Origin of the sequence: Bradyrhizobium sp. 195, assembly GCF_023101665.1 — a bacterium.
GTDB lineage: Bacteria > Pseudomonadota > Alphaproteobacteria > Rhizobiales > Xanthobacteraceae > Bradyrhizobium.
In genome coordinates, this window is sequence record NZ_CP082161.1 from 7,907,717 (window position 1) to 7,925,293 (window position 17,577).

Annotated in this window: 18 protein-coding genes; 8 read left to right on the plus strand and 10 right to left on the minus strand. The window is 64.1% G+C overall.

Going from position 1 to position 17,577, the window contains the following annotated elements; translation table 11 throughout:
* Positions 1 to 6 precede the first annotated feature (6 nt).
* Positions 7 to 429: a cupin domain-containing protein gene (locus IVB26_RS36875; protein ID WP_247969769.1), complete on the plus strand. Its 423-nt coding sequence runs from the start codon at positions 7 to 9 to the stop codon at positions 427 to 429.
* Between the two features lie 6 nt (positions 430 to 435).
* On the opposite strand, the gene yddG is transcribed toward IVB26_RS36875, so the two are convergent.
* From yddG to IVB26_RS36890, 3 genes are all read right to left on the minus strand, one after another.
* Positions 436 to 1,305, minus strand: coding sequence for an aromatic amino acid exporter YddG (gene yddG, locus IVB26_RS36880; protein ID WP_247969770.1), 870 nt, complete (start codon positions 1,303 to 1,305; stop codon positions 436 to 438).
* A 105-nt stretch (positions 1,306 to 1,410) separates the two neighbouring features.
* Positions 1,411 to 2,136 (minus strand): acetoacetyl-CoA reductase, encoded by a 726-nt coding sequence (gene phbB, locus IVB26_RS36885; protein ID WP_246927927.1) that lies wholly within the window; start codon positions 2,134 to 2,136, stop codon positions 1,411 to 1,413.
* A gap of 253 nt (positions 2,137 to 2,389) precedes the next feature.
* Positions 2,390 to 3,568 (minus strand): acetyl-CoA C-acetyltransferase, encoded by a 1,179-nt coding sequence (locus tag IVB26_RS36890; RefSeq protein WP_246927929.1) that lies wholly within the window; start codon positions 3,566 to 3,568, stop codon positions 2,390 to 2,392.
* Between the two features lie 315 nt (positions 3,569 to 3,883).
* Here IVB26_RS36890 and phaR point away from each other — a divergent pair, with 315 nt between their 5' ends.
* Both phaR and IVB26_RS36900 read left to right on the plus strand, forming a co-directional pair.
* A complete protein-coding gene (gene phaR, locus IVB26_RS36895) occupies positions 3,884 to 4,474 on the plus strand; it encodes a polyhydroxyalkanoate synthesis repressor PhaR (RefSeq protein ID WP_247969771.1) in 591 nt (196 codons plus the stop codon).
* Between the two features lie 109 nt (positions 4,475 to 4,583).
* Positions 4,584 to 5,201: a class I SAM-dependent methyltransferase gene (locus IVB26_RS36900; protein WP_247969772.1), complete on the plus strand. Its 618-nt coding sequence runs from the start codon at positions 4,584 to 4,586 to the stop codon at positions 5,199 to 5,201.
* 137 nt (positions 5,202 to 5,338) lie between these two features.
* On the opposite strand, the gene IVB26_RS36905 is transcribed toward IVB26_RS36900, so the two are convergent.
* The gene (locus IVB26_RS36905; RefSeq protein WP_247969773.1) at positions 5,339 to 6,226 is read right to left on the minus strand and encodes a branched-chain amino acid aminotransferase; all 888 of its coding nucleotides are present in this window, start codon (positions 6,224 to 6,226) and stop codon (positions 5,339 to 5,341) included.
* Between the two features lie 216 nt (positions 6,227 to 6,442).
* On the opposite strand from IVB26_RS36905, the gene IVB26_RS36910 reads away from it, so the two are divergent.
* Entirely contained in the window at positions 6,443 to 7,378 is a 936-nt protein-coding gene (locus IVB26_RS36910) for an alpha/beta hydrolase (RefSeq protein ID WP_247969774.1), read from the plus strand.
* Positions 7,379 to 7,384: 6 nt separating this feature from the next.
* Here the strand turns inward: IVB26_RS36910 and IVB26_RS36915 are convergent, their stop codons facing one another.
* Entirely contained in the window at positions 7,385 to 7,630 is a 246-nt protein-coding gene (locus IVB26_RS36915) for a hypothetical protein (RefSeq protein ID WP_247969775.1), read from the minus strand.
* 216 nt (positions 7,631 to 7,846) lie between these two features.
* On the opposite strand from IVB26_RS36915, the gene IVB26_RS36920 reads away from it, so the two are divergent.
* Positions 7,847 to 8,719 (plus strand): hypothetical protein, encoded by an 873-nt coding sequence (locus IVB26_RS36920; RefSeq protein WP_247973363.1) that lies wholly within the window; start codon positions 7,847 to 7,849, stop codon positions 8,717 to 8,719.
* A gap of 155 nt (positions 8,720 to 8,874) precedes the next feature.
* Complete coding sequence (locus tag IVB26_RS36925; protein WP_247969776.1) at positions 8,875 to 10,458, plus strand: sensor domain-containing diguanylate cyclase; 1,584 nt, start codon at positions 8,875 to 8,877, stop codon at positions 10,456 to 10,458.
* Positions 10,459 to 10,474: 16 nt separating this feature from the next.
* Here IVB26_RS36925 and IVB26_RS36930 read toward each other — a convergent pair whose 3' ends face one another.
* Positions 10,475 to 11,035, minus strand: a complete 561-nt coding sequence (locus IVB26_RS36930; RefSeq protein WP_247969777.1) for a carboxymuconolactone decarboxylase family protein — start codon at positions 11,033 to 11,035, stop codon at positions 10,475 to 10,477.
* 155 nt (positions 11,036 to 11,190) lie between these two features.
* On the opposite strand from IVB26_RS36930, the gene IVB26_RS36935 reads away from it, so the two are divergent.
* The gene (locus tag IVB26_RS36935; RefSeq protein ID WP_247969778.1) at positions 11,191 to 11,766 is read left to right on the plus strand and encodes a hypothetical protein; all 576 of its coding nucleotides are present in this window, start codon (positions 11,191 to 11,193) and stop codon (positions 11,764 to 11,766) included.
* Between the two features lie 24 nt (positions 11,767 to 11,790).
* Here IVB26_RS36935 and IVB26_RS36940 read toward each other — a convergent pair whose 3' ends face one another.
* The gene (locus tag IVB26_RS36940; RefSeq protein ID WP_247969779.1) at positions 11,791 to 12,255 is read right to left on the minus strand and encodes an Lrp/AsnC family transcriptional regulator; all 465 of its coding nucleotides are present in this window, start codon (positions 12,253 to 12,255) and stop codon (positions 11,791 to 11,793) included.
* 158 nt (positions 12,256 to 12,413) lie between these two features.
* Between IVB26_RS36940 and IVB26_RS36945 the strand changes: the two genes are divergently transcribed.
* Positions 12,414 to 13,430 carry a 1-aminocyclopropane-1-carboxylate deaminase gene (locus IVB26_RS36945; RefSeq protein WP_247969780.1) on the plus strand — a complete coding sequence of 339 codons (1,017 nt, stop codon included), beginning with the start codon at positions 12,414 to 12,416 and terminating at the stop codon, positions 13,428 to 13,430.
* A gap of 126 nt (positions 13,431 to 13,556) precedes the next feature.
* Here IVB26_RS36945 and recQ read toward each other — a convergent pair whose 3' ends face one another.
* From recQ to metA, 3 genes are all read right to left on the minus strand, one after another.
* Entirely contained in the window at positions 13,557 to 15,422 is a 1,866-nt protein-coding gene (recQ, locus tag IVB26_RS36950; RefSeq protein ID WP_247969781.1) for a DNA helicase RecQ, read from the minus strand.
* Positions 15,423 to 15,724: 302 nt separating this feature from the next.
* Positions 15,725 to 16,468 (minus strand): polysaccharide deacetylase family protein, encoded by a 744-nt coding sequence (locus IVB26_RS36955; RefSeq protein ID WP_247969782.1) that lies wholly within the window; start codon positions 16,466 to 16,468, stop codon positions 15,725 to 15,727.
* 64 nt (positions 16,469 to 16,532) lie between these two features.
* Complete coding sequence (gene metA, locus IVB26_RS36960) at positions 16,533 to 17,573, minus strand: homoserine O-succinyltransferase MetA (protein WP_247969783.1); 1,041 nt, start codon at positions 17,571 to 17,573, stop codon at positions 16,533 to 16,535.
* Positions 17,574 to 17,577: the final 4 nt, after the last annotated feature.

Below are 17,577 nucleotides of genomic sequence, written 5' to 3' on the forward strand. Positions count from 1 at the left end.
GAATCGATGCCGACCGCAGCCGAGATCATCGCGCGCCTCGAACTCCGCCCGCATCCTGAAGGCGGGCATTACCGCGAGACGTTCCGCGACCAGACCACGGACACGAACGGCCGGTCGCGCTCGACCTCGATCTATTTCCTGCTCGCACGCGGCGAGCGTTCGCACTGGCATCGCGTCGACGCGGTCGAGACGTGGCATTATTACGCCGGCAGCCCGCTGACGCTGCGCATCGCTCATGACGGTCGCTCGCAGCATGTGGTGCGCCTCGGCACCGACCTTGCGAATGGCGACCGGCCGCAGGCGATCGTGCCGGCGCAGGCCTGGCAATCCGCCGAGACCACGGGCGAGTGGACGCTGGTCGGTTGCACCGTCGCTCCGGCGTTCGAGTTCGCAGGCTTCGAGCTCGCACCAAAGGGCTGGGAGCCCTAGCTCCCTTCACCTCTTCCGCAGCACCATGTCCTTCGCCGCAATCAGGCCGCCGCCGGCGATCAGGATCGCGGCAATCGCGATGTTGGCGCTGGCTTTGGCAAAACCGGCGGCGATGAGGAAGCCGGTCGAGAGCAGCGGCGTGGCGTAGGAGGCGGCGCCGAGCACGCGGATGTCGCCGCGCTTCATGCCGATGTCCCAGGCGTAGAAGGCGGCACCGACGGGGCCGATGCCGAGCGCGATCACGGAGAGCCATTGCAAGCTCGTCTCCGGCCACACCGTGGTCTCGAGCAGGCCATGCATCAGCGCGGCAAGCACTGCAGTGGCCAGACAGAATCCCGCGACCGCATCGGTCGGCACGGCCTTGAGCCGGCGCGACAGCACCGAATAGGTCGCCCAGACGAACGCAGCGATGAAGGCGGCGACCAGTCCCGGCACCTGGCCCGGCGCGAAGCCAGAGGTGTTGCCGGCAAACAGCAGCACGGTGCCGACAAGGCCGAGCACCGCGCCGACGATGTGATGCAGGGCGAGCCGCTCGCCCGGCAGGAACGACGAGAACAGCACGATCAGGAGCGGCCACAGATAATTCAGCAGGCCGGCCTCGGCCGGCGGCGCGAAGCGCAGGGCGAGAAAATACAGCGCGTGATAGCCGAACAGGCCGCCGACGCCGACGGCCCAGACGACGAGCGGCTGGCGCAGGCTTTTCGCCGCTTCGCCGCGGCCGATCCAGGTGAGCAGACCGACGAGGCCGCCGATCGCGAAGGTCATCGCGGCGAGCTGGAACGCCGGGATCCTTCCGGTCGCCACCGTCATCACTGACAGCAGCGACCACATCAGGATCGCGGTCAATCCAATCAGCGTGGCTGTGCGCGGGGTCATCAATCAAAGGCCTGAGGACGATGATGCCCGGCACGAGGCCGGGCATTTTCGTCTTCACTATCGCCTTGTCGCGCCTGACGCTACAGGCTTTTAGCTTGCGCTATCTCAGGCCTGATATTGGCCGCCATTGATGGTCATGGTCGAGCCCGTGATGAAGCCGGCCTCGTCGGCCGCGAGGAACACGACCGCGCGCGCAATCTCCTCGGGCTCGCCGAGCCGGTTGACCGGGATCTGCGGAATCACGTTCTTCTCCAGAACGTCTTTCGGCACCGCCTGGACCATTTCGGTGTTGATGTAGCCGGGGCAGATCGCATTCACGGTGATGCCGCCCTTGGCATTCTCGAGCGCGAGCGCCTTGGTGAAGCCGATGTCGCCGGCCTTCGCCGCGGAATAGTTGACCTGACCGAACTGCCCCTTCTGGCCGTTGATCGACGAGATCGAGATGATGCGACCGAACTTGCGTGAACGCATGCCTTCGATGACCTGGCGCGTCATGTTGAACAGCGAGCCGAGATTGGTGTTGATGACGGCGTTCCACTGATCGAGCGTCATCTTGTGGAAGGCGGTGTCGCGGGTGATGCCGGCATTGTTGACGAGCACCTCGACCGGACCGAGATCGGCCTCGACCTTCTTCACGCCCTCGGCACAGGCGTCGAAACTGCTGACGTCCCATTTGTAGACGGCAATGCCGGTCTCCGCCTTGAACTTATCCGCCGCGGCGTCGTTGCCGGCATAGCTCGCCGCAACCTTGTAGCCGGCCGCCTTCAGCGCCTTGCTGATCGCAGCACCGATGCCCCGCGTACCACCCGTGACCAATGCAACACGTGCCATGTCGTATTCCTTCCCTTGGACTCTTCGGACGTTTCTGACGTGATCGTTTTTTAACTGCGGATTATGCGGGACGTTTGACGGACATCAAGAACAAAACGCCCGGCGTTGAGCCGGGCGTTTCTCTTTAGTCGAGGCTTGCGCGGTTGCGAAGAATATTTGATTTGCAACCGCTGCCTTTTTAGTCGCGTGCAACGCACTAACCGATGTGTGCAGCGCACGCGCGCATGACACGTCAGTTACGTGTCAGCCATCTTCAGTCGCGCGCAATGCACATCGCGATGCCCATGCCGCCGCCGATGCACAGCGTGGCAAGGCCCTTCTTCGAATCGCGCTTCTGCATTTCGTGCAGCAGCGTCACCAGCACGCGCGCGCCGGAGGCACCGACCGGATGGCCGATCGCGATCGCGCCGCCATTGACGTTGACCTTGGAGGTATCCCAGCCGAGGTCCTTGTTGACCGCGCAGGCCTGCGCCGCGAAAGCTTCGTTGGCCTCGATCAAGTCGAGATCGCCGACGTTCCAGCCGGCCTTCTTCAGCGCGGCGCGCGAGGCCGGGATCGGGCCCGAGCCCATGATCTTCGGATCGACGCCGGCCTGCGCCCACGAGACGATTCGCGCGAGCGGCTTCTTGCCTTCCTTGGCCGCCTGCTTGGCGGTCATCAGCACCACGGCAGCCGCGCCGTCATTGATGCCGGACGCAGAGGCTGCGGTGACCGTGCCTTCCTTCTCGAAGGCGGGCTTCAGCTTGGCCATGGCCTCGATCGTTGCGCCATGACGGGGATATTCGTCGGCACTGACGACGACGTCGCCCTTGCGCGACTTGATGGTGACAGGGACGATCTCGTCGTTGAACTTGCCGGCCTTCTGCGCCGCCTCGGCCTTCTGCTGCGAGGCGACCGCGAACTCGTCCTGCTGGGCACGGGTGATCTGCCACTGCCGCGCCACGTTCTCGGCGGTGTTGCCCATGTGGTAGCCGTTGAAGGCATCCCACAGGCCGTCCTTGATCATGGTGTCGACGAACTCGACCGGGCCCATCTTGACGCCGCCGCGCAGATATTGCGCGTGCGGGGCCATGCTCATGGATTCCTGGCCGCCGGCGACCACGATCTCGGAATCGCCGTTGAGCAACGCCTGGTAGCCGAGCGCGACCGTGCGCAGGCCCGAGCCGCACAGCTGGTTGACGCCCCAGGCCGGGCTCTCCACCGGAATGCCGGCGGCAATCGAGGCCTGACGGGCCGGGTTCTGACCCTGGGCGGCGGTCAGGATCTGCCCCATGATGACTTCCGAGACCCGGCCGGGCTCGATGCCACCGCGCTCCAGCGCCGCCTTGATGGCGATGGCGCCGAGATCGTGGGCGGGAAGGGTCGCGAAGGCTCCGTTGAAGCTTCCGACCGGGGTGCGGGCGGCGCTGACGATGACGACATCGTCTGACATGGGCATCTCCTGAGGCTTGAGGTTTCTTGAAAGGGGCAGGCGGGGCTTAGGAATACGGCTCGCCAGTCTCGTCGGCCATCCTGTTAACGTCGTTGAGGCATGTCAATCGGCCGGCGACCGAATTCATGCCGCGGCGCATTCAAAATAGCGTTCTTGGCGCTTTCGCAAGCAAGATTTTGCTCCGCAATTAACCGTGCCGCACAAAACGGTAGCGTGACCCCTTTGAAAATGCTTATTTTGTTGCGTTGCGTACTCTTCCCGCCCTGCGGCATTGCCCGCCGGGTTCCCGTTCTCCGCGCTTGCAAGTGAGAGCCCATGGCGAAATCAGACCAACCCACCACCATCAAGAAATACGCGAACCGCCGGCTCTATAACACCGGGACGAGTACCTATGTGACGCTGGAAGACCTCGCCGCGATGGTCAAGGATGGCGAAGATTTCCTGGTCTATGACGCCAAGACCGGCGACGACATCACCCGCTCCGTGCTCGCCCAGATCATCTTCGAGCAGGAGAACAAGGCCGGCCAGAACCTGCTCCCAACGACCTTCCTGCGCCAGCTCATCCGCTTCTACGGCGACAGCATGCAGATGGTGGTGCCGAAATATCTGGAGCAGTCGATCGCGACCTTGACCCAGGAGCAAGAGAAGTTCCGCAAGCAGATCGCCAATAGCCTGTCCGGCACTCCTTTTGCTCCTTTGGAGGAACAGGTCCGCCGCAACATGGAGCTGTTCCAGCAGACTTTTTCGATGTTCAAGCCCTTCGTCCCGCCGCGGTCGGCGACAAGCGCTGAGACCGAGCCGGACGCGACCGCAGAGACCCCGAAGGACAGCAACATCGACGATCTGCGCCAGCAGATGAAGGAAATGCAGGAACGCCTGGAGCGGATGTCAAAGAAGGACGAATAGCTCTTTCGTCTGTGCTGGCGCGCCCCCATGTGGTGGGTGCGCAAGCTGCCGGTTGAGAGCGATGCTGCCTCGTTCGCTGTTCATGCCGGCTTAGTCCGGAGCACGCGCCTTGCCTGACCGAAGCGGCCATTGGGAGCACGTGTACGCCACCAAGGGCGAGACGGAAGTCAGCTGGTTTCAGAACAACCCGGCGATCTCGCTCGAGATGATCCGCGCGGCGACGGCGGATCATGACGCCGCCATCATCGATATCGGCGGCGGCGCTTCGCGGCTGGTCGACGCTCTCTTGCACGACGGATATCGCGATGTTGCCGTGCTGGACCTTTCCGCCAACGCGCTCGAGGCGGCCAAGCGCCGAATTGGCCAAGCCGCCTCGACGATCGACTGGATCGTCGCCGACGCCACGACGTGGCGGCCGGCGAGGATCTACGATGTATGGCATGATCGCGCGGCGTTTCACTTCCTGACCGATCCCCGCGACAGGGCTGCTTATGTCGAGCGTCTGCGATCTGCGGTTGCGCCCGGCGGCCACGTCATCATCGCGACGTTTGCGCTCGACGGTCCGGAGAAATGCAGCGGCTTGCCGGTGCAGCGCCATGACAGCGCCAGCCTTGCAGCGGAGCTGGGGCCGGAGTTCGAGCTGGTCGAGACGCGCGGCGAGACGCATCACACGCCGTGGAATTCGACGCAGGCGTTTCAGTTCAGCCGGTTTCGGAGGCGGAGCTAAGAAGTCGGTGTCATGCCCCGCGCAGGCGAGGCATCCAGTACGCCGCGGCCCATCGGGTCAATCACTGCTGCCTCTGGAATACTGGATCGTCCGCCTTCTCGGACGATGACAGCGGAGTCCGTGGCGCGCATGCGAGCCTAAGCCGCCAGCCTCACCGCATGCGCAAAGTCCCAATAGAGCTTGCGCGCTTTGGTGTAGAACGGGCCCGGCTTCAGCTCGCGCTCGTCGATGCGGATCACCGGGGCGACCTTGGCGAAATTGCCGGTGGAGAAGATCTCGTCGGCGGCCAGGAAATCGGCATAGCGCAACGTCTTCTCGACCACGGTGACACCGTCGCCGCGAAGCAGATTGATGACGCGTTGGCGCGTGATGCCGTTGAGGAACGTGCCGTTGGGCACGGGCGTATAGACCACGCCGTCCCTGGCCATGAACACGTTGGAATTGCCAAATTCCGCGACATTGCCGAGCATGTCGAGCATCAGCGCGTTCTGGAAGCCGCGGGAAGCTGCTTCCGCGAGCGCGCGCGAATTGTTCGGATAGAGGCAGGCCGCCTTCGCCTCGACCGGCGTGCATTCGGCGGTGGGCCTGCGAAACGGCGACAGGGTGATGGCGTTGCCGACGGGCTTTGGCATCGGCGCCTCGTAGATGCACAGGCACCAATTGGTGCTCTCGGGGTCGAACAGGACGCCGCCGCCCGCGCCGTTCTGCGCCCAATACATCGGACGGACGTAGAGCTCGGCATCGGCCGCAAAGCGCGCAATGCCTTCCGTTGCGAGCGTGAGCCAGGTGCCGGTATCGACCACCGGCTTCAGGCCAAAATTGATCGCGGATTGATTGGCGCGCGCGACGTGACGGTCGAGATCGGGCGCGACGCCCTCGAACGCGCGTGCACCGTCGAACACCACCGAGCCGAGCCAGGCCGCATGCGTTCGCGGACCCATGATCGGCACATTGCCGTCGTGCCATTTGCCCTCGAAGAAGGTCCAGCTCGGCGAATATTCGATCGGCTTCTTGATTTCGGCCATGACCGGCCTCCCCTTGGAAATACCCAGGCACTATTGTCCCAATTTCTAAACGATTTGCTGCGGCGACTAGGTGAGTTACCCTCTCCCCTTGTGGGAGAGGGTGGCTCGCCGCGTAGCGGCGAGACGGGTGAGGGGTATCTATCCGCGAGCTCATTTGTGGAGAAAACCCCTCATCCGGCGCTGCGCGCCACCTTCTCCCACAAGGGGAGAAGGAAGATGCCGCTCGACCCGCTCGCAAAGCGCTTGTTGACCATGATGGCTGCGGCCGCGCCGCAGGCGAGAAGCCGGCCGAGCGTGGAGGCGCGGCGGCAATCGCTGGCCAAGCTGATGCAGTTCGCGCGCACCGATGCGCCGGATGTGACGACACGCGACGGTGTGCTGCCCGGCCGCGCCAGCGAACTGCCCTATCGCCTTTACACGCCGGCAAATGCCGAGGAGCGCGCGCCCGGCTTCGTGTTCTTTCATGGCGGCGGCCTCGTCGCCGGCAGCATCGCCACGCATGATCGCATCGCAGCGGCGCTGGCGCATGCGACCGGTTGCCGTCTCGTCTCGGTCGACTACCGGCTTGCGCCGGAGCACAGATTTCCTGCCGCCGTCGACGATGCGATCGCCGCCACCGAATGGGTTGCGCGCGAGGCCGCATCGCTCGGCATCGACGCGGACCGTCTGGTGGTCGGCGGCGATTCCGCCGGTGCGACGCTCGCTGCGATCGTGTGCCAGGAAGCGGCGCAAACCGCTGGCCTCGCCATCGCCGCGCAATGCCTGATCTGCCCCGTGCTGGATTTCGAGGAAACCTCGCCCTCACGCGAGGCCTTTGCCGAGGGCCATCTGATCGATCGCGTCACCATCGAGGCCGATCTTTCCGACTATCTGCCTGACGGCGTCGACACCGCCGACCCCCGCGTTTCTCCCTTGCGCGCAACACGCCTCACCGGCCTGCCGACCGCGATCATCCACACGGCCGAGTACGACCCGATGCGCGATGAAGGCAATGCCTATGCCCGCAAGCTGCTCACTGCTGGCGTCGCCGTCGAGCATGTCTGCCACGACGGCATGGTTCACAATTTCCACGCCATGGGCGCGATCCTTCCGCAGGCGCAGCTCGTGCTGTCGCAGATCGGCGAGCAGGTGCGGCGAGCGGTGGGGAAGTAGCGCGGATCACACCCGCGCGTCGAGCACAGCCCTGGCGGCCACGACATATTCAGGCCAATGTGCATCCGCATAACGTTCGGCCTGCCTTGCGCAGGTGACATCTGGCGCATGCGCAGCCGCAATGGTGCGCGCGAAGCGCTCCTCGGCGACCGTCACGTCGTCAGGCGCGGACGTCGGTATGGCGGCCACGGCCGTCGGAGCAACAGCGAGCCCCGCCAGACCAGTGAGCAGAATGCGGCGTGACGTGTTCATGGCTGTCGTCCTTCCATTGTCTCGCCTGCACCCCGGCCGGCGTGTGTGTGTCGGTGCAATCACCACAAGGTAGCCGCCCACGTCCGTGCAGTCCACCGCTTGCAATAGCGCTTGACCGCACCAACGATCACGTTCCATCTAGGAAGAATTCCGTCACCAAATCGCCGCGCGTCGGATTGTCTCGTGCTCGATCATAACCCCATGCATCGCCAGGCTCTGCGCGCTGCCGCGATGGGGCTGCTTTGTCTGACGATTTCGACCCGCGCGGGCTTCGCTGCCGACGACGGGGACGGCGCACCGGCGAAGCCGGCCGTACCAAACATCTATCTCGATCTCCGTACGATCTATGCGACGATTCCGGCGGGCACGCTCGGGCTCGGCTTCGGCAACACGTCATTGTCGGCCGCATTCCAGGCGCTGGCGGCGCGCCGGGGCGCAAGCTTGCCGAACGGCTTGCCGGCCGCGAAATCGATCGCCGTCGATCTGCCGCTGACGGTCGACGTCAGCGATCGCGTCTCGCTCTATGGCGGTGTGTCGGGCTCGACGACCGACATCGGCGGCGGCTGGTCGGCGTTCGACATCACGAGCTGGAACATCGGCGTCCAGGCCGACCTCTATCAACAGAACGGCGGGAAGATCCCGACCATCACACTGCAATCGACCCTGACCCAATCGGTGCCGAACGAGCAGGGCATGACGAATTCGTTCAACAACATCCTGGAATTCGACTACGCGCTCGACGAGGACGAGACGCGGGGCTGGTTGGCCGGCGTGCAATATACCCACACCGACATCGCCAGCCAGCTCGCCAGCATCCGGCCGAACACGATCCTCTATGCCGGCGGCTATTACCAATGGCCGAGCAATTGGAAGTTCACCGGGCGCCTTGGCATGCAGTCGTTCGGCGGCGCGCAGCTCGCCGGCCGGACCTTGGCGGCGTCCTTCACCCAGCCGATCCTTAGGCTCGACCTCGACCGCATGGACGACAACGACAACCGCCTGTTCGGCATCACCGCGCAGATCGCGTGGACGCCAAAACCGTCCTACCAGGTGACGCTGCGGACGCCGCTCTACGCCATCCGCAATTAGTGCGGCCACGGTCACCCCACCTCGCTCGTCAACCAATCGTTAATCGTCATCCAAAATCCCTGATCGCGTTACATCGCCGCAAGGAACCTTGAGCGAGACTGGACCGGCTGTTTGGTGCCGTGTTCGTCCCGTCGTTTTCGCTTTGGAGGCTGCGAATGTCCCGCTTGGTTCCGGAACGGACGTTCCTTGCTGGGAAGATCTTTTTCAATTTCGGCCAGTCTTCGATCGACTGCGTCGTGCGCCGGCTGACCGAAGACGCCGCGACGCTCGAGATGGAAAGCGGCCTTGGCGTACCCGAGCGTTTCCAGCTCAGGTTCGCGGGGCGCGATATCCTGACCTGCCGTGTGATCTGGCGGTCGGGCCGTCAGGTCGGGATCGCCTTCGAGCAGCCAGGCAGCGTCGAGCGAGCGGTCGGCGAGGAGCGGGAACGCTCGTCCGACGCGCTGATGCGCAGCCAGATGCTGGCGCTGCGCGCGGCGCTCGATCATGTGCCGACCGGCATCGTGCTGCTCGACTCCAGTCTCAGGGCGCGCCTGATCAACCGGTCGTTCCGCAAGATGTGGCGCCTGCCTGACGAAGTTGCCGACAGCAACCCATCCATCCTCACGCTGCTCCATCACGGCCGTGACACCGGCGCCTATGAAGTGCCAGATCCCGAACTCGATGCCCTGGTGGCGGAACGCGTCCGCGTGATCGAGGCCGGTGATCCGACGCCGATTGATCTGCGCCGGACCAATGGCGATGTCGTGCGTGTCCAGGTCACGCCCTTGCCCGATGGCGGGCGCATGCTGACCTATACGCCCGTCACGGACATCGTGCGCGCCTCCGACGAGCTGAAGCTGCTGCGGGATGCGCTCGAGAATGTCCAGGATGGAGTCCTCCTTCTCGACTCCGACCTGCACGCCACCTTCATGAACCGGCGTATGCGACGCTTTTGGGAGGTCAGCGAAGACGAGGCCGCGAGCCGGCCGGCCTATTCGTCGCTCGTGCGGCGCCTGCATCGCGCCAGCGCGCCGAATCTTCCGACAAACGAGATCGCGAGATTTCCGGCGCGTCGCGTCGAGGAGGTCACGGCTGGCGACCATGTGCGCGATCTGCAGACGCCGGACGGACGGCGCATCAGAGCCCATTGCACCACGATGTCGAATGGCGGCCGCATGCTGACCTATATCGACATCACCGACCTGACGCAGAAAGCTGCGATGCTGGAGACGCTCGCCACCACCGATTCGCTCACCGGCCTTTACAACCGCCGCCACTTCCTCGAGAGCGTCGAGGCTGAATGGAGCCGGTTTCAGCGCTACTATCGCTCCGTCTCGGTGCTGATGCTCGACATCGACCACTTCAAGTCGGTCAACGATCGCTACGGCCATGCCGTGGGCGACGCCGCGATCAGGGCGGTTGCCGCCGCGTGTCTCGACGGCAAGCGCAAATCGGACATCGTCGGCCGCCTTGGGGGCGAGGAGTTCGCCGTTCTCCTGCCCGAGACCAGCCTGTCGCGGGCGAGGACTGTCGCCGATCGCATCCGCAAGCGCGTGATGAGCGCGCAGATCGTTGCCGGCGAGATTGAGTTCGGCGTCACCGTGAGCATTGGCATCGCGGAGGCCACGGTCAGCATGTCCGGCATCGACGCGCTGATGGGCGCGGCCGATCACGCGCTCTACCAGGCCAAGGCCGAAGGCCGCAACCGCTGCATCGCCTTCGCGCCTCCGCCGCCTGCAAGCAAAGCGGCGGAGTGATCGAAGCAAGCAGCTCTCAGTCCGGCACCGGCACGTCGAACGTATTCAGCGTGACCGAGACCATGCAGTAGACGCCGACCAGATACGACAGCTCGGCAGCGCCATGCTCGCCGAACTCCTTCACCGCGGCGCGCCAAGTCAACTCCGGCAACACGCCGCCGCTGACCAATGCGGACGCCACGTCATAGGCGACGGCCTCCTGCTTGGTCAGATCCACCGGTCGTTGCCCCGCGACGATGGTGGCGAGCTTCTCGTCGGACAGGCCGCGCTGCTCGGCGACCAGCACATGGGCATAGAGCTCGTAGCCGGAACGGAAATGCGAGCCGGTGACGAGGATGGCGACTTCGCGCACCGGCGCGGGCAGCAGCGGGTTCGACGCGATCGCCTTGACCAGCTCCCACACCGGCTTGCCGAAGCGCGGCTCGCGGACCCAGGGATTCCAGGGCCCGAGCAGCGCGCCGTCGTCGCGCATGTTCACAAAGCCCTTGAAGTGGTCCTTGATACCGGCTCGCATGTCGTCATAGAGCGGCTTCTGTTCGTCGGTCAGATCCTTGGGATCGAGAATGGGAAGACGCATGGTGGGAGTCTCCTCGTTGAGAAGAGAGGACGGTCGCGCGCGTTATCGCGCAAGGCAAGTGAAGTTGCTGTGACGATCGTGCAACTTTGCAAGGAGTGTACAGACGCTCGCACAACCGTGCTATGTCCCGGTATCTGTCATTGGCGAGGCATCGAATGACCGATCTAATCGTCGGACTTGATAGTTGGATAGTTCAGGACGGCAACTACGGTGATTTCGCTCAAGCGACAAATGTCTCATTCGCGCTCGAATTTATTCCGGTAGTCCCACTTCCGAAGTGTGGCCGATTTGACCGCAAAGCTCCGTCACTCAGGCAAGTTGTGGAAAGTTCGTACGCAGTTGTTGGGCAGGTGGTGCACGCGCAAGATGATTGGTGGGTGCTGGACGTTGGTATTCTCATGTATTGCGAGGGAAAGCCTCCAGACAATGCTCCCCTGGACGCCTGGTTGGAAGGACTAATCTCTATCGGAGTGAACCCATTCTTTTACTTCGAAAGTCATGCGCACCAGCCAGGCGCCCCCGCCTTGGTCTACGATTGGAGCATCGACAGGATTGAAATGGAGACAGGTCCCTTCATTGAAACGAAGCCAAAGCACTTTGAGCGGGATCCCGAGAAATGCGGATGGAAAGAGGTCGCCCGGACCGATGCTTGGCACGAACAGGGCCCTTATCTGCTCCACTGTACGCGTCTAGGTGGGCCCCGCGCAGCGCAGAGCCAGCGCGGACCCTGATCGACGGATTGCAGGTCTGACCGCTCAAAACTCCAGCGGCGCGTTGTCGACGACTTCCTTCATCACGAAGAAGGTGCGGGTCTGGCGCACGCCGGGCAGCGCGATGAGCTGCTCGCCGTGGATGCGGTTGAAGTCTTCCATGTCGCCGACCCGGATCTTGAGGAAATAGTCGAAGTCGCCGGCGACGAGATGGCAATCGAGCACGAATTTCAGCTTGGCGATCGCCTGCTCGAAGATGGCAAAGCTCTCCGGCGTCGAGCGGTCGAGCACGACGCCGACCATCACCAGCGTACCCTTGGCCACCTTCTTGGGGGCGACCATGGCGCGCACGGCGGCGATGAACCCGTCCTCGAACAGGCGCTGGGTCCGGCGATGACAGGTGGCGGGGCTGATCGCGACTGATACAGCCAGCTCGGCATTGCTGAGCCGGCCGTTATTCTGGAGCAATCTCAGGATCTTAAGGTCAGTGCGATCGAGACGGGCGGCCATGAAAGAAACTTCCATAGAAAAACGATTTTACGGAAGAATTCTTAGCAAATGTCGCCGTATTCGCAAGAACCCGCGCAATATAGGCGCAATATTCGAGAGCACATTTTCCTAGAGCGATGCTAGGCAGCGGCGGACATCAACGCCAATCGGGATGCCCCATGAAGCTGGACAAATTTCCGCGCTATCCGCTGACCTTCGGCCCGACGCCCATCGAGAAGCTGGAGCGGCTGTCAAAACATCTCGGCGGCAATGTCGAGGTCTATGCCAAGCGCGAGGACTGCAATTCGGGCCTTGCCTATGGCGGCAACAAGCTGCGCAAGCTCGAATACATCATCCCCGACGCGATCGCCTCCAACGCCGACACGCTGGTCTCGATCGGCGGGGTGCAGTCGAACCACACCCGCATGATCGCGGCGGTCGCGGCCAAGATCGGAATGAAGTGCCGCCTGGTGCAGGAAGCCTGGGTGCCGCACGAGGACGCCGTCTATGATCGGGTCGGCAACATCATGCTCTCGCGCATCATGGGCGCCGACGTGCGCTTGGTCGACGACGGTTTCGACATCGGCATCCGCAAAAGCTGGGAGCAGGCGATCGAAGAGGTGAAGGCGGCCGGCGGCAAGCCTTACGCCATTCCCGCCGGCGCCTCGGTGCACAAGTTCGGCGGCCTCGGTTACGTCGGCTTCGCCGAAGAGGTGCGCAAGCAGGAGAAAGAGCTCGGCTTCAAGTTCGACTACATCATCGTCTGCACTGTCACCGGCTCCACCCATGCCGGCATGCTGGTCGGCTTCGCCGCCGATGGCCGCGCCCGCAAGGTGATTGGCATCGACGCCTCTTTCACGCCGGCCCAGACCAAGGCGCAGGTGCTCGAGATCGCGCAGAACACGGCTGAACTCGTCGAGCTCGACAGGGAGCTCGTCGCCGACGACGTCGTGCTGATCGAGGACTACGCCTATCCCGCCTATGGCGTGCCGTCGGAAGAGACCAAGGAGGCCATCCGCCTCAGCGCACGTCTCGAAGGCATGATCACCGACCCCGTCTACGAGGGCAAGTCTATGCAGGGCCTGATCGATCTTGCGAAGAAGGGCTATTTCGAGAAGGGCGCAAAGATCCTCTACGCCCATCTCGGCGGCGCCCCCGCGCTGAATGGATATGCGTATGCGTTCCGGAATGGGTGAGGCATGAGGAGGCGGGGCGATAGCCGCCTCCTCCATCTCCGTAGCCCGGATCCGGGAATCGTACGATACGGAAAGCCTGCCCCGGATTGCGCTTCGCTCCATCCAGGCTACGGCACCTGCGATCGCTTACCGCGTCCTGACGATTTGCAGCAGCTCGTCGCCGTAATGCTCGAGCTTCTTGTCGCCGATGCCGGGCACGTTGCGTAGTTCATCGAGTGTGGCCGGCCAGGCCCGGACGATGCCGTCGATGGTGGCATCGTGCAGCACGACATAGGCCGGCACGCCGCGTTCGCGGGCGATGTCTGAACGCCAGGACCGCAGCCGCGCACGCAGTTCCGGATCGACGTCGCCCTGCGGCGCGCTGGCCGCAGGCGCGAGATCGCCGCGGCGCGATTTGCCGCGACTGGCGCGGACGCGCGTGCCGGGCGCTTCCTCACGCAGCCACACCTCGGTCTCCCCGCGCAGCACGCCGCGCGCAGTCTCGGTCAGCTTCAGCGCCCCAAACGCCTCGCTGTCGCTCTGCAAATGCCCCATCGCCACCAACTGCCGCAGCACGGTGCGCCACTGCTTTTCGTTGAGTTCGCGGCCGATGCCGAACACCGACAATTTGTCGTGGCCGAACTGCGTCACCTTCTCGGTCAGGCGCCCGACCAGCACATCGATTAGGTGCATCGCGCCAAAACGCTGTCCGGTGCGATAGATGCAGGACAACAGCTTCTGCGCCAGCACCTTGCCGTCGCGCATCTTTGGCGGCGTCAGGCAATTGTCGCAATTGCCGCAAGCCTCGCCCATCACGATCTCGCCGAAATAGGCGAGCAGGCGGCGGCGCCGGCAGTGCGGCGTTTCGGCAAGGCCAACGAGCGCATCGAGCTTGCCGATCGAGACCCGCTTGAATTCGTCGGAGGCGCTGGACTCGTCGATCATCCGACGCTGCTGCACGATGTCAGAGAGACCATAGGCCATCCAGGCCGCCGACGGCTTACCGTCGCGGCCGGCGCGGCCTGTCTCCTGATAATAGGCCTCGATGCTCTTGGGCAGATCGAGATGAGCGACGAAGCGCACGTCGGGCTTGTCGATGCCCATGCCGAACGCGACGGTCGCGACGATGACGATGCCGTCCTCATTGAGAAAGCGGTCCTGGTTGCGCGAGCGCACTTGGCTGTCGAGCCCGGCGTGGTAGGGCAGCGCCGCAATGCCGGCGTCCTGAAGCGCGGCGGCGACCTCCTCGACTCGATTGCGGGACAGGCAATAGACCACGCCGGCATCGCCCGCATGCCGCTCCCGGACGAATTCCTTCAGCTGCGATACGGCACTACGCTTGTCGACGATCTCGTAACGGATGTTGGGCCGGTCGAAGCTCGAGACGAATTGCGGTGCGCCCGTGAGCTGGAGCCGTTCGACGATCTCTCTGCGCGTCAAGTCGTCGGCGGTCGCGGTCAGCGCGATGCGCGGCACGTCGGGAAAGCGCTCGGCGATGATGGAGAGGCCGACATATTCGGGACGGAAGTCATGGCCCCATTGCGAGACGCAATGCGCCTCGTCGATCGCGAATAGCGCCACCTTCGCCTGCGCCAGCAGCGACAGGCAGCGCGGCGTCACCAGGCGTTCCGGCGCGACATAGAGCAGATCGAGATCGCCCGCGAGCAGGCGCCGCTCGATATCGGAGGCATCCTGCAGAGTCAGCGACGAGTTCAACGCGGCGGCGTTGACACCGGCCTCGATGAGGCCGGCGACCTGATCGCGCATCAAGGCGATCAACGGCGACACCACGATGCCGCAGCCTTCGCGCAGCAGTGAAGGAAGCTGGTAGCACAGCGACTTGCCGCCGCCGGTCGGCATCAGCACCAGGCAATTGCCGCCGTCGGTGACGTGCCTGACGATCTCACCCTGCTCGCCGCGAAAACCCGGCAGGCCGAATACCGAATGCAGCACCGACAGCGCATCGCGGCCGTTGGCCGGCGCAGGTAGCGGGGCGGTGGAGGGAGCGGACATGGGCGGGATGGAACCAAGGCCGTGAGATTCGTCACAAGGCCAGTCGCATAGCGGCGCGGGCGTGGCAAGAGCGTTTGCGGGGCGCGGCGCGGCTCTTCCCCTCCCCTTGTGCGAGAGGGTGGCTCGCCGCGGAGCGGCGAGATGGGTGAGGGGTCTCTCTCCACGAACTCGATAGTAGCGCTTGCGGAGAGATACCCCTCATCCGGCGCCATAGCCGAAGCTTCGCTTCGGCGTTCTTAAGAACGGCGGCCGAAGGCCGCCTACGCCACCTTCTCCCGCAAGGGGAGAAGGGAAGAAGCCTCTTACGCTCCGATTCGTCGCAGCGCTTCTGCGACCGTCACGATCGGCATGTTGCGCTTTCCGGCCGCTTCCAGCGCATGACGCATCAGGTCTGGGGTGCAGCCGTAGGGGCTCGGCGTGATCGCCACGTCGTGGCCATAGAAGATGAGCCATCCGCCGCTCGCGACCGCCTCGTCGAAATAGCGATCGACGCCGGCCCTATCGATCTCGCAATCGACCAAGGGCGAAGCGCGCAGGAACTGGAGGTCGATGACGTCGCTGTTAACGCCGGGGAGGATGCCGCGCGCCGAACGGAAGGCCTTGGCGAGCTGCGGCTTGCGCCAGACCGAGGCAATCCCGTAGGGATGGGCGAAGTTCTCCAGCGTGATCGAGGAATCGATACGGCGGAAATAAGCGCGGTTTCGCTCGATCTCGCGCGCCATCGCAGCCTCGTCGAGATTGGCCGAGCACTGATGCGAGAATGTGTGGCAGGCAATCTCGTGACCGGCGCGGTGAAGCCGGATGATCGCGTCATCGGACAGGCCATGCCAGTGATCCGACGGCTGGCCGATCAGGCTGCCGGCGAGATAGAATGTACCGCGGCCGCCATGCTTTTCCAGAAGCTCGGCGCCCTCGCCTGCCGCGCTGTCGGGGGCATCGTCGAAGGTGAAGCTCACGATCGGCGCATGCGCAGGCAGCCGGTGCGGCGCGGCGCGGAAATGCCGGGCCAGCCGATTGCTCACGCGTTCCTGGAGTGCCGACCACACGACTGCGTTTCCCGTGATGTGCGTATTTCTGTACTGAAACATTCGCGCACTGGTTGAGGCAAGCCTAACGCTTGGGTAATCCTAACGCGGAGCCAACGTCCTTCGGCTGACGCGCGGGGACCGACGCATGGGCTCCCTCGCTGAGATATTGCAACCAGTTGCGAAAAAGCACTGCCGCCGCGCCGCCGGCGCCGATATCGGCGCGCAAATTCAGCCCCGGCAGCTCGTTGGTGAGCGCGGGATGACGCTGGTGCGCCGCCTTCTTCTCGAAGCGGGCCAATTTCTCTTCCGTCGCTGCGTCAAAATAGCTCACGGGCAGGCGGGGATAATTCTCCCGCTCGCGCGCGAGATAGCGGCCGATGTCGCGCAGATATTCGCGCTGGAGCGACAGCGCATCGTATTCCGGGTGCCCCTGGAAGAACACGAAGCGGCTGGCATATTGGCGAACGAAAACATCGACGCCCGCATGGGCGGAGCGTGTCAGCACCTGATAACCGGCCTGCACCAGGTCGCTCTCCGCAATCTCGTTCAAGCGCGAATGCGAGACCTTCAGCGGCGCCGGCGCGGCGCGCGTCAGGGAATCGCTCGTCACGGCGTCGCAATCGAAGATGCCGTGGCATTTGGCCGGCAGCCGTCGCCGTTCGATGCCGTCGAGGTGCAGCACCGCCGCATGCGCGGCAAGGCACGACCAGATCGTCGAGCGCGTGTTGACCTTGGCCCAGTCGATGAGTTCGGTGAGGTCGCGCCAGTACGGCTCCTGGTCGAGTTCGGGCGCGACGGGCTCGGCGCCGGTCACGATCAGGCCGTCGAATTTCTGACGCTTGAGATCGGACAGGTCGGAATACTCGCTTTCGACATGCCACCTCGCTTCCGGCGAGCGCTTCACGCCGGGAAGCGAGAAGCAGTGGAAGCGGATGCGGCACTGGCCTGCTGCGGCCTGAAGCAGCTTCATGAACTGCCGCTCGGTCGCCTTCAGCGCCGGATCCGGCATGTTGTTGACGAGGCCGATCGTGAGTTCGGGTTCGTGCTCTCGCGCGAGATCGCGCTCGGTCGGCACCAGCGCCGGACTCGAGATGACTTGATCCCTGTCGATCAAGATCGTCATGGGT